The sequence below is a fragment of the Mycoplana azooxidifex genome, from assembly GCF_014196765.1.
Classification (GTDB): domain Bacteria; phylum Pseudomonadota; class Alphaproteobacteria; order Rhizobiales; family Rhizobiaceae; genus Mycoplana; species Mycoplana azooxidifex.
Window position 1 is genome coordinate 531,472 of record NZ_JACIEE010000004.1, and the last position, 11,759, is coordinate 543,230.

7 protein-coding genes are annotated in these 11,759 nt (G+C 67.6%); 2 read left to right on the top strand and 5 right to left on the bottom strand.

The features are described from left to right. The first annotated feature begins 19 nt into the window (after nucleotides 1-19). The gene (gene accD / locus GGQ64_RS11685) at nucleotides 20-922 is read left to right on the top strand and encodes an acetyl-CoA carboxylase, carboxyltransferase subunit beta (protein ID WP_183804071.1); all 903 of its coding nucleotides are present in this window, start codon (nucleotides 20-22) and stop codon (nucleotides 920-922) included. A 23-nt stretch (nucleotides 923-945) separates the two neighbouring features. After that, a complete protein-coding gene (locus GGQ64_RS11690) occupies nucleotides 946-2,289 on the top strand; it encodes a bifunctional folylpolyglutamate synthase/dihydrofolate synthase (RefSeq protein ID WP_183804073.1) in 1,344 nt (447 codons plus the stop codon). Nucleotides 2,290-2,374: 85 nt separating this feature from the next. Here GGQ64_RS11690 and trxA read toward each other — a convergent pair whose 3' ends face one another. The 5 genes from trxA to tsaE all read right to left on the bottom strand — a co-directional run bounded on the left by trxA (nucleotide 2,375) and on the right by tsaE (nucleotide 11,757). Further along, a complete protein-coding gene (gene trxA, locus GGQ64_RS11695) occupies nucleotides 2,375-2,698 on the bottom strand; it encodes a thioredoxin (RefSeq protein WP_183804076.1) in 324 nt (107 codons plus the stop codon). 75 nt (nucleotides 2,699-2,773) lie between these two features. Next, nucleotides 2,774-6,328, bottom strand: a complete 3,555-nt coding sequence (gene addA / locus GGQ64_RS11700) for a double-strand break repair helicase AddA (RefSeq protein WP_183804078.1) — start codon at nucleotides 6,326-6,328, stop codon at nucleotides 2,774-2,776. Next, nucleotides 6,321-9,515 (bottom strand): double-strand break repair protein AddB, encoded by a 3,195-nt coding sequence (gene addB / locus GGQ64_RS11705; protein WP_183804079.1) that lies wholly within the window; start codon nucleotides 9,513-9,515, stop codon nucleotides 6,321-6,323. The genes addA and addB overlap by 8 nt, the downstream gene beginning before the upstream one ends. After that, entirely contained in the window at nucleotides 9,512-10,243 is a 732-nt protein-coding gene (locus GGQ64_RS11710; RefSeq protein ID WP_183804081.1) for a nucleotidyltransferase family protein, read from the bottom strand. The genes addB and GGQ64_RS11710 overlap by 4 nt, the downstream gene beginning before the upstream one ends. 14 nt (nucleotides 10,244-10,257) lie before the next feature. After that, a complete protein-coding gene (gene tsaE / locus GGQ64_RS11715) occupies nucleotides 10,258-11,757 on the bottom strand; it encodes a tRNA (adenosine(37)-N6)-threonylcarbamoyltransferase complex ATPase subunit type 1 TsaE (protein WP_183804093.1) in 1,500 nt (499 codons plus the stop codon). Nucleotides 11,758-11,759 lie beyond the last annotated feature (2 nt).

The following is an 11,759-nucleotide window of genomic DNA, read 5'->3' on the forward strand; positions in this document are numbered from 1 at the left end:
AAATTCAGGAGTAGCTTCAGTGAACTGGATCACAAATTACGTTCGGCCGAAGATCAATTCGATGCTGGGCCGCAGGGAGGTTCCCGAGAACCTCTGGATCAAGTGCCCTGAGACGGGCGAAATGGTCTTCCATCGTGACCTCGAAGAGAACAAGTGGGTCATTCCGGCGTCCGGCTATCACATGAAGATGCCGGCGAAGGCCCGCCTGAAGGACCTGTTCGACGACGGCGCCTTCGAAGCGTTGCCGCAGCCCAAGGTGGCGCAGGACCCGCTGAAGTTCCGTGATTCCAAGAAATACATAGACCGCCTGAAGGACAGCCGCATCAAGACCGAGCAGGAGGACACGATCCTGGCCGGCGTCGGCAAGGTGCGCGGCGTCAAGCTCGTCGCGGTCGTGCATGAGTTCGGCTTCATGGGCGGATCGCTCGGCATGGCCGCCGGCGAGGCGATCGTCAAGGCCTTCGAGCGCGCCATCTCCGAGAAGTGCCCGCTGGTCATGTTCCCGGCCTCCGGCGGCGCCCGCATGCAGGAAGGCATCCTGTCTCTGATGCAGCTTCCGCGCACCACCGTCGCCGTCGAAATGCTGAAGGAAGCGGGCCAGCCCTATATCGTCGTCCTGACCAATCCGACGACCGGCGGCGTGACCGCTTCCTATGCCATGCTCGGCGACATCCACCTGGCCGAGCCGGGCGCCGAAATCTGCTTTGCCGGCAAGCGCGTCATCGAGCAGACGATCCGCGAGAAGCTGCCCGAAGGCTTCCAGACCTCCGAGTACCTGTTGGAGCACGGCATGGTCGACATGGTCATCAAGCGCCACGACATTCCCGGAACGCTGGCACGCCTGCTTCGGATCCTGACCAAGAAGCCTGTGACCGAAACCACCAAGGCGGCTGGCGTCGTCGCCATCGCCGCCAGCGCCTGAACCGCGCGCGAGCGGGTGGCGCGATGGAGGCGGCCGACACCACAGAGGCGGGGCGGGAGATCGACAAGCTCCTTGCGCTGCATCCGAAGGGTTTCGATCTGTCGCTTGACCGCATCACGCGGCTGCTGTCTGCGCTCGGCGACCCGCACAAGCGCCTTCCTCCGGTCATTCATGTCGCCGGCACCAACGGTAAGGGTTCGGTCACGGCATTCAGCCGTGCCATCCTCGAGGCGTCCGGCCTTTCGGTTCACGTCCACACCTCTCCCCACCTCGTCAACTGGCACGAGCGCTATCGCCTCGGGCGCAAGGGCGGGCGCGGCGCTTTCGTTTCGGATCCGGTTCTGGCAGATGCGGTCCGTCGCGTGGCAGGGGCCAACGGCGGGCAGAAGATTACGGTCTTCGAGATCCTGACGGCGGTCACCTTTCTGCTCTTCGCCGAGCATCCGGCCGACGTTGCGATCATCGAAGTCGGCCTCGGCGGTCGCTACGACGCGACGAACGTCATCGAGAAGCCGGCGGTGTCTGTGATCATGCCGATCTCGCTCGACCACCAGGCCTATCTGGGTGACCGCGTGGAACTGATCGCAGCCGAGAAGGCGGGCATCATGAAGAAGGGTTCGCCCGTGGTCATCGGCCATCAGGAAGAGGAGGCTGCGCGCAATGTCCTGATCGCGACCGCGGAGCGGCTTTCCTGTCCCTACACGGTCTACGGGCAGGATTTCCTGGCCTATGGCGAGTTCGGCCGGATGGTTTACCAGGACGAATTCGGCCTGATGGACCTGCCGCCGCCGAAGCTTCTGGGCCGGCACCAGTATGCCAATGCGGCAGCCGCGATACGCGCCGTCAAGGCGACCGGCCTGCCGGTCACCGAGCAGGCGTTCGAACGGGGTGTCGTTTCGGTCGAGTGGCCCGGGCGCCTTCAGCGGCTCCACGCCGGTGCGCTTGCGAAGGCCGCGCCGGGATCCTCAGAGATCTGGGTCGACGGCGGCCACAATCCCGGCGCCGGCGTCGTGATCGCCGAAACCATGGCCACGTTCGAGGAGCGCGATCCGCGTCCGCTGTTTTTGGTCACGGGCATGATCAACACGAAGGACCCGGTCGGCTATTTCGATGCCTTCCGTGGCATCGCCGAACGTGTCTTCACCGTACCGATCCGCGGATCGGACGCCGGTATCGATCCGGTCGTGCTCGCAAGTGATGCCGTCGATGCCGGCCTCGAGGCGGAACCGGTCTCATCGGTGGCCGAGGCGCTGCAGGCGATCGGCCGTATCGTCGAGGAGGATGCCGTGGCGCCACGGATCCTGATCGGCGGCTCGCTCTATCTCATCGGCGATGTGCTCGCCGACAACGGCACGCCGCCGACCTGAATCGGCAGGCTCCGTCATTCTTCCCTGCGGAAACGAAAAAGGCCCGGACGAGCCGGGCCTTGAATTTCGATATCTTGCGTGAGGCTCAGGCGGCGGCGGTCGAGATCCAGGACGACAGTGCCGTCTTCGGTGCCGCGCCGACCTTGATGTCGGCCACTTCGCCGCCCTTGAACACGGCGAGCGTCGGGATCGAGCGGACGCCGAACTGGGCTGCAAGCTCGGGGTTTTCGTCGATATTGAGTTTGACAACCTTCACCTTGCCGGCGAGTTCCGCGGAGATCTCCTCCAACGCAGGCGCAATCATCTTGCACGGGCCGCACCATTCGGCCCAGAAATCAACGACCACCGGCTCGGCGGAATCGAGGACTTCGGCCTGGAAATTGGAATTGTCGACTTTCACGGTGGCCATGAGGGGCTGCTCCTTGGCAAATTGAAGTTGCATTTCATGTGATGCGCGGCGGCTGCCATTTCAATGGTTGGTATCTCACTTTGTCGCCAGCTCGGCAAGGCTTCGCGTCATCGCCTCGTCCTCGAGCCAGTAGATCGCAGGCGCCTCGGTATAGACGAGCCCACAGCGGATCGCCCGGCCGGGATAGAGGGGAGCGAGCAGGGCGCGGTAGATCGAAAGCTGCGCGAGATGCTCGAAGGGGATGTCTGCGGGGCTCGCCGGTGGCTGCCTGTTGGTCTTGAAATCGACGATCTCGACGCTGTCCTCCGTCACCACCATCCGGTCGATCCGGCCGGAGACCGCATAGTCGGTGCGTCCCACGCCGAGCGTTCCCATGATTTCGACTTCCGCACGGCTGAGGGGCGAGAAGATCGCCGCAAGCGACCGCTCCTGCATGATCGTGGCGACGTCGGCGCTGAGGCGAGCCCGATCGCGGCCCGGCCAGTGCCGCACCGCCCGTTCGAGATAGCGCTCCGCCGCAGCCGGACGATCCGGTGCCGGCAGGCTGGGCAGGACCTGCAGAAGCCGGTGCAGGATCCGGCCGCGTTCCAGTGCCCGGCCTGCGCCCGAAGGCGCATGGGTGGCGAAGAGCGCGGATCCGACCATCAGGTCGGCCTCGGCCGTATCGATCACCGCGGCGGCGCCGGACGGGCTCAGCGGACGCGGCAGGCGGCGCTGCGGCGGCAGCGGGCGTCCCAGCGCTTGCGGCAGCGGCGCCCCCGCCTCGGTCACATCCGCGACGGCCTCGCGGGGTGTGCCGGCCTGCGGCGATGCCTCGCGCCAGATCGCACCGGACCACGTATCCGATCCGGCGGAAAACTGCGCCTCGCTGCAGCGCGCGTCGCTGGAGAGCCCGGCGGTCACCATCTCGTGCCAGGTGCCGCTGCTCGGCCGCCTGCCGCGATAACCGCACACGACGAGACGGTCGGCAGCACGCGTCATCGCCACATAGAGAAGCCTGCGGTATTCTTCCTCCGCCTGCGCGCGGATGCGCTGCGCATCGAGGTCGGTCATGTCGTTGCCGAGGTCCTTGACCGGCAGCCATGCGGGCAGCCCGCCGGCGTCGTCCCCGCCCGCGGCGAGGAACCGCAGCTTCGGCATGTGGGCGTGGGTGAAGGGCGCCCCGCCGCTGTCCACGAGGAAGACGACAGGGGCCTCCAGACCCTTGGCGGCATGCACCGTCATGATGCGCACCTCGTTTCGCCCCTTGTCCTGCTCGCGCTTGACAGTCGGGGCCTCGAGCTCCAGCGTCGAGATGAAGGCCTGCAGGCCGGGAAGGCCGTTTTCCTCCTGATCGAGGGCGAAGGACAGGAACTCGTCGATGATCTCGCCGGCCTCCTGCCCCAGTCGCGCCAGAAACGCGGCGCGTCCGCCCAGGACACCGATGACCCGCGCGTAGAAATCATGGGCGGGGAGTTCCCGCGCGATGGTGATGAACGCCTCCAGCTGGCGCACCACGGCACCGAGGAACAGGTCTTGCGGTGCTTGCGACTGAAGGTGCTGCCACAGGCTGGTCGCCTCCGGTCGCCGTGCCGCAAGGTCCATCAGGGGTTCTTCGGAAAGCCCAAGGAGGGGGCTTTTCAGAAGGGCCGCAAGCGACAGGTCGTCTTCCGGCAGGAGCGCGAAACGCCCGAGTGCGAGCAGGTCCTGCACGGCGATATGGCCGCTCAGCACCAGCCGGTCCGCGCCGCCGACGGGAATGTTGTGAGGCTGCTTCAGGGCGCGGGTCAGCGCGTTGACGAAGGCGTCACGCTTGCGCACCAGCACGATGACATCGCCGGGACGCATGGGTCGCGATACGCCCTTCTCGGTCACCGTCGCCTGTCCGATCCAGCCTGCGAGCGTGTCGGCGATGCGCCTTGCCAGGACGTTCACCGGTGCCTTCTCCGGCACGGCGTCGAACGGCGCGGTCCAGTCGTCCTCGTCGATGGTCTCGGCCGGTGCGATCACCTCCCATAGGTCGACCGCGCCGGGCTCCTGGCCGCGGTTGGAGGCATGGATGACGGCGTCGCCATCGGGAGAAAGCCCGCGTGCATGGTCGGCGACCGAGAACACCTGGTCGACGGCAGTAAGCACGTCGCGAGTGGAGCGAAAGGACAGCAGCAGCCGGATCGAGCGGAAGAATGCGTCGGCATCCCCGGCGCGCCGCGCCGCCTTGCGCCCCTCCTGGGCGAAACGCTCCGGGCGCGCCCCTTGGAAGGAATAGATCGACTGCTTCTCGTCGCCGACGGCGAAGACGGTGCGGTTTGCCTGGCGGGCCGAGGCACCGGCGAAGAATTCGCTGGTCAGCGCGCCGATGATTTCCCATTGCCGCGGGCTCGTGTCCTGGGCCTCGTCGACGAGGACGTGGTCGATCCCCTGGTCGAGCTTGTAGTGGATCCAGGCGCCAACGTCGCTGCGGGTCAGAAGCGTGGCGGCACGCTCGATCAGGTCGTCGAAATCGAGCAGGCTGCGCCCGCGCTTGAGGTCCTCGTAGTCGCCGATCAGTCGCTCTGCGATCACGAGGGCCGCGCTGGTCGCCTCGAACATGCGGAAGCGGCGGAGGCGGTCGTCGCAGGCGATCACATGCGCCTGCAGGTCGACGAAGAACGGCTCGAACTCCGGATCGCGGTCCTTCACCTTCTTGGACAGGAAGGCGCGGTCGAGGCTGGCCGGCTTTCCACCGCCGTTGAAGAAGAGATCGCAGAGGGCCCGTCGACGTCCGGCGGCCGTCGGCAATTCGGGCAGGGCGGCCAGATCGGCAGCACTCGCCTTGACCGTGTCGGAGCCGAGTTCGAGCGCGGTGTCGAGATAGCGGCGGAAGACAGCAGCATCGAAGCCGGGCGGCGGCCAGAAGGCTTCGACCAGTCTTTCGGCATCGTCCTTTGGCCCGAACCCGAGTCGCTCGCGCAGCAGGGCGCGGGTGCCGCCAAGGGCGGCCGCCCGCTCGATGAAGGCGCGGATAGCGCTGCGATTGGCAACGATGTCCTCGACCAGCCGATCGAGACCAGTGTCGTCTGCGATCTCGAGTACGGTCGCAAACGCCTCGGCGAGCGCGGCGTCGTCCTCCGCAGAGGTCGCGGTCAGGAGCGAGCGGCGGGCGTCGGCGAGTAGCACTGCGGCGGCCCGGTCGTCGAGCACGGCGAAATGGCCGGCAACGTTCGCCTCCAGCGGGAACTGGTGCAGCAGCGCCTCGCAGAAGGCGTGGATCGTCTGGATCTTCAGTCCGCCCGGCGTCTCCAATGCGCGCGCGAACAGGCGGCGCGCTTCCTCCAGCTTCAACCGGTCGGGCGGGGCACCCTCGATCTGCTCGACACGCCGAGAAAGCGCGTCGTCCGGCAGCACCGCCCATTCGGCCAGGCGTTCGAACACGCGGTTCGACATTTCCGACGCCGCCGCCTTGGTATAGGTCAGGCACAGGATGGCCGATGGCCGGCACCCGGCGAGCAGGAGCCGGATCACGCGCTGGGTGAGCACGTGCGTCTTGCCCGAGCCGGCATTGGCGGAGACCCATGCCGAACCGGTAGGATCGGATGCGGCCGCCTGCATGCGGCTCGTCCAGCCGAGCCAGGCGCCGGGATCGTCGGCGGGCGGGCGCTCTGCGTCAAGCATCCTCTTCTCCCTCAGAACTTTCGGCCGTCGACCACTCGGCCACGCGCGCCAGGTGGTCATACTCGCCGCCGAATTCCCGTTCCGCTTCCGGAATGACGCGCGAGGCGAAGCCGTAATGGCCGGAAAGCAGCTGTGTCAGCAGCTTCTCCAGCTGGAGAATCGCATCGTCGGCAAGGTCCTCGGCGGATTTCGGCTGTCGATCCTTCGTCGGCCTGGCGTGCTCGTTGTTGACGACCTCGTCGTCGAAGCGATCACCGGGTTTGAGGCGGACATAGGTCAGGTCGCCGGGCGGCATCGACGGCAGGCCCTTGAAGGCGCCGCGCTTCAGGGCCGCCGCCTCTAGCGGCAGCTGCGGATCGAGGAGTGCACGAGCGATCCTCAGCGAGGGCGAACTGCCGGTCTTGTAGTCGATCAGGTCGCCGCGGCCGTCGGTCCGCAGGTCGATGCGGTCCGCGATGCCGGTGAGCCGCATGCCGGCAATTGCGAGATCGAGCGAGGCAGGCACCTCCGTCAGGGATTTGTCGAGCACCTGCCGGCGCTTGCCGTCCCAGGCGAGGAATGCGCTCGCGACGGCTTGGAAGCGCGGCCGCCAGACCGCATCGATATGCAGGGGCAGCGCCATGCGGTCGAACTCCTCCGTCGTGATCCGGCGCATCAGCTCCCCGTCCTCGCTGTCGCCGGGCTGCTCGCGCACGTAGCGCTCGACGATGCGGTGGTACAGCGTGCCGCGCTCGGCGGCACCCGGATCGACGTTGAACGGCGCGATCGGATGGAGGCGCAGAATCCGCCGCGCATAGATGGCATAAGGATCGCGGCGCAACCGGCCGACTTCGCTGAAGGAATAGCTTTTCGGTTGCAGGTCGGCCGGCGGCCTGGGCTCCGGCCGCTTTGCTGCCGGCTGCCGCTGGCGTCGATCCAGCAGTGCGGTCCAGTGCAGCAGGTCCGCGCCCCTCTTTCGCAGGTCCTGAGCCAGCGAAGGACCGCCGACCGCGAGCAGCCGCTGCAGCCACCGCGAGGCGACCGTCGGCGAGGTGCCGCTGCGTGTCGCCCGGGTGAGGACCAGGTTCCGCGCCGCGCAGGCCATCTGGAAGTCGTGCGCCAATTGGCCGATGCGCCGCTCGGGCGGTTCGAGCCCGATGCTTGCCTTCATGGAGCGCGACAGAAAGGCGTCGTTCGTCGTCTGCCCCGGCCAGGTGCCCTCGTTCAGCCCGCCGATGACGATCGTATCGACGCTCTGCAGGCGCGATTCGAGTGCGCCGAAGATGAAGACACGCGGATGGCGCATCGAGCGCGGCTTCACCGTTTCGCTGGCGCTGATCGCTTCCAGCGCATCGCACCATTGCGGACCGTCCGCCTCGAGCTGTCCGTCGGCCTCGATCACGCCCTTGAGCAGCGAAGCCAGCCCGTCGCCTGCTTCGCCGGACCAGAGGCCGGCCAGATTGCCGTTCTCGTCGATCGCGACCGCTTCCAGCGCCCGGCCGGTTCGCTCGGTCCATTCCGAGATCGCAAGCGCCGTCGTGAAGCGCCGTCCCGTGCGGCCGTGGCGCACCAGGACGCCGGCCAGTGGCTCGACCGCGGCGGCGATCCGCCGGGCGAGGTCGCGCGCTTCCAGTGCCGCAGCGTCGGTAATGGCCTTGCGCCATTCCGGCGGCTTCCGGTCGGCCGCATGCCGCTTGATGGCCGCATCGAGGAGCGGCTCGAGAGCGGAGATGTCGACCTCGGCCGTGCCACCACGCAGTGCCAGCAGCTCCAGCGCGGTCGCGGCGTCGCGCATTTTTTCCGCCGGAAGGCCGAAGCGGGCCAGCGGATGCTTCAGCAGGGCGACGAGCGCGACCGGATCGCCCGGTCGGAGCGTCGCCTCCAGCAGCAGCCGGGTGAGCGTGCCCTGGGCGGTGGAAAGCAGCGGGGTGCCGGCGGAATCGTCGGCCTCTATGCCGAAGCGGGCGAGCTCCGCCGTAACACGCCGGGCAAGCTTCCTGTCAGGCGTGATCAGCGCGGCCTGGCTTTCCTCGCGCTCCTCGAGTGCCAGCCGCAGGGCGATCGCGATCGCGGTCGCCTCCTCGCGCTCGTTCGCCGCCTCGACCAGGCAGGCGCCGTCGAACGCGCCGTGCGTCTGGTCATCCTGCAGGGCCTGCCGCTGCTGCTCCCAGCCTGCGGTGGCATGAACCGGCAGCAATGCCCGGGACAAGAGGTCGGCGCGCGCCGCCAATGCGGTCTCCGGCGTGCCGAGCGGAACGACCATCGGGCGTTCGATCCCGAGCCGCTGCAGCAACCGGCTGAGACCGTATTGCGGGTGGCTGCGGTTCGACGCCTCGCGCGAGGGTTCGCCGGACAGCGGGTCGTGCGTGACCAGCCGCCAGTCGTCGTCCGACATCGAAAAGTCGAGCCCGGGCAGCACGACGGCGCCGTTCGGCATCCCCGCAACCGCCTCGATCAGCCGCGCGGTGGCGGGAATGGAGCCGGTCGAGCCGGCAATGACCACCGGTCCGGACGGCGGCGTATCGCGATAGCGGTCTGCCTCCGCATGCAGGATCGCATTGCGGCGGATCGACGGAGACGAGCGACTGAGCTCGTCGAGCCGCGCCGGCCAGTATTCGCTGGCGATCTTCAGGAAGGCCAACGTCAGCTGCCACCATTGCGCGTGGTCGGCGGCATCGATGGTCTTGAGTGCGTCCCAGTCGCACTCCTCCGTCTCCATCGCGTCGATCAGCTCGGCGAGCTCGCGGGCGAGCCAGATCGCATCGGCGGGGCTTGCGGGCGCGACCAGGGGGCTCTCGGCGTGCACGGCGGTGATCGCCGCCGGCAGGCTGTTGCGCCAGGCGAGCACGAGCCGCGCGAGTTCCAGCAGGCGTGCCGGGCCGGAAAGCGGCTCCGCCATGTCGAGCGCGGCCGGTGCCGCTTCGTCGAAGAAGCCGCTGTCGTCGTCGGTTTCGCCGAGCGGGCGGATGATGGGGAGGATGGCGGAGCGCCCGCCGAGCAGATCGACGAACTCGGACCGGAGCGTTCGTGCCGACCGCCGGGTCGGCACGTAGATCGTCATGTCCGCAAGCGACAGCGGGTCGTTCTCGTCGTGGCGGAAGCCGCGGATAATCGTGCCGTCGCAGATCCTCTCTGCCAGCGTCTTCAGGAACGGCAGGCCCGGGTGTATCGAGAACACGTTGCCGGGGCTGTCCCGCCGCGCGTTCATGCAGCACCCGCCAGCCTGCCGATGACCGCCTCGGCTTCGGCAATCGCTTCGGGGGTGCCGACCGTGATCCAGTGCCCTTCGAGGATGAGACCATAGAGCCGGCCGCCCGCGATCGCCCGGTCGAAGTAGATGTTGAGGTTGAAGGCCTCGTCCGGCGCGTCGTCGAGCAGCGCCGGCATCATGGCGATCGCCCCGGCATAGACGACGGGCTCGCCGTCGCCATCGCTGAAGCGGATCAGCCGGCCATCGGCATCCATCGAGAAGTCGTTGCGGCCGTTGTGCCCCGTCGTGTTCTCCAGCCGCACGCACAGCATCGCCATGTCCATGCGGTCCGGGTCGAAGAAGGCGGCGAGCCGCCGCAGGTTGGTCTTCTCGTCGGCCCGCTCCCCGACCCAGAACAGGTCGGCGTTGAGGACGAAGACCGGCTCGGAGCCCAGCAGCCTCAGCCCTTTGGCAAGCCCGCCGCCGGAGTTCATCAGCGCCTCGGTCTCGTCGGAGATGAGGATTTCGGGGCGATTGCGGCGCGACAGATGGTCGATCATTTGGCCCGCGAAATGATGGACGTTGACGACAGCCTGCGTCACGCCGGCCGCCTCCAGCGCGTCGAGGCCGTAGTCGATCATCGCCTTGCCCGCGATCGGCACCAGCGGCTTCGGCATGGTGTTCGTCACGGGCCGCAGCCGCGTTCCGAGCCCGGCCGCAAGCACCATGGCGTTTTCGATCTTCATCGCGGCATCCGTCCCTATGATTCGTTGGACAGGATTCCAGCCTTTCCGCACCAGTCGCGCAAGGGGGAGAGGCGCGGATGTGCCAGGGCCGTGCGCAGGTTATCCAGGGTTCGCGGCATGTGCTTCATGTAGGAAGGCTTGCCGTCGCGCTGCATCAGCCGCACCCAGAGGCCGGCGAGCTTGCAGTTCCGCTGCGCCGCCATGATGTGCCAGGCCTCCAGGAAGGCGTCGCGGTCGAAGTTGCCGGATCCTTCCCTGAGCGCAAGGTAGTGGTCGAGAATCCGGCCTGCGAGGTCCTTCGGGATGTCCACGCGCGCATCCTGCACCAGCGAGGCGACGTCATAGGCCGTCGGTCCGATCATCGCGTCCTGGAAGTCGATGATGCCGACGCGGTCGATGCCCACCGCCTGCGGCCGCCAGATGATGTTCGGCGAATGGAAGTCGCGCAGCAGCAGGTTCTTCTCGGCGCCGGCCAGCGCGACCACCAGATCGCTCCAGATCGCCCGGTATTCCGCGCGCAGCGCATCAGACGCCGGCGCCCCCGCCCGCCAGGGCAGGTACCAGTCGGTCAGAAGGCTGACCTCGATCTGCATCGCGTCGTGATCGAAATCGGCAATCCGGTAGTCCGTACCGTCCCCGACCGGAACGGCATGTTGCATCGGCTGGGCGTGCAGGGCTGCGAGAACGCCGGCGCTCTCGAGGTAGCGCTCGGGAACGGGCCGGCCCTCGCCGTCGAGCACGCCCTCCTGGCCCAGGTCTTCGATCAGCAGGATGCCGCGGTCGAGGTCGCGATGATAGACCGCAGGTGCCGCGAAGCCGCGGGCACCGAGATGGGCGGCGATCGCCACGAACGGGCGGACGTCTTCGGCGATGTGGGCGATCTGCTGGTAGTACTTGCCGTCCGCAAGGATCGGCCCTGGCGTGTGGCGGGGCGAATCCATCAGCACGAGGCGTTGCCCGTCCGCATAGACATGTTCGTAGGCCCGGATCGAGGCATCGCCCGTCAGGTGGCGGCGACGGGCCGCGGCCAGTCCGGATTTCGAAAGGAAGGCACGGATGTCGAGCGTGCGACTGACTCGCGCGCCGAGTTCCTCCGGCCCCTCGATCTCGACGCGCCGGCCCGGACCCTCGTGCAGGAAGCGCAAGGTCAGGCGGGAGGAGGGCAGGGCCTCAGCTGCCCGTTCCGGCCACTCCACCAGGCAGACGCCGTCTTCCAGCGCCTCGTCGAGGCCCAGTTCGTCGAGCTCGGCTGCGTCGGCAATGCGATAGAGGTCGAAATGGGCGACCGGGATGCGCAGCGCGTAACTCTGTACGAGCGTAAACGTCGGGCTCGGCACCTCGAGGAATTCATCGTCGGCAACGGCGCGGATCAGCGCGCGGGCGAAGGTCGACTTGCCGGCGCCGAGATCGCCCGACAGGGCGATCAGGTCGCCGGGCCGGACGGCGCGCGCCAGATCCTCGCCGAAGCGTATGGTCTCGGCTTCGTCGGCAAGATGAATAGTCACGGTGTACATGG

Bases quoted from the DNA above. Each gene is read 5' to 3' on its own strand.
- trxA (WP_183804076.1), bottom strand. From the start codon at position 2,698: ATGGCCACCGTGAAAGTCGACAATTCCAATTTCCAGGCCGAAGTCCTC.
- addA (WP_183804078.1), bottom strand. From the start codon at position 6,328: ATGCTTGACGCAGAGCGCCCGCCCGCCGACGATCCCGGCGCCTGGCTC.
- tsaE (WP_183804093.1), bottom strand. From the start codon at position 11,757: ATGTACACCGTGACTATTCATCTTGCCGACGAAGCCGAGACCATACGC.
- GGQ64_RS11710 (WP_183804081.1), bottom strand. From the start codon at position 10,243: ATGAAGATCGAAAACGCCATGGTGCTTGCGGCCGGGCTCGGAACGCGG.
- GGQ64_RS11690 (WP_183804073.1), top strand. From the start codon at position 946: ATGGAGGCGGCCGACACCACAGAGGCGGGGCGGGAGATCGACAAGCTC.
- addB (WP_183804079.1), bottom strand. From the start codon at position 9,515: ATGAACGCGCGGCGGGACAGCCCCGGCAACGTGTTCTCGATACACCCG.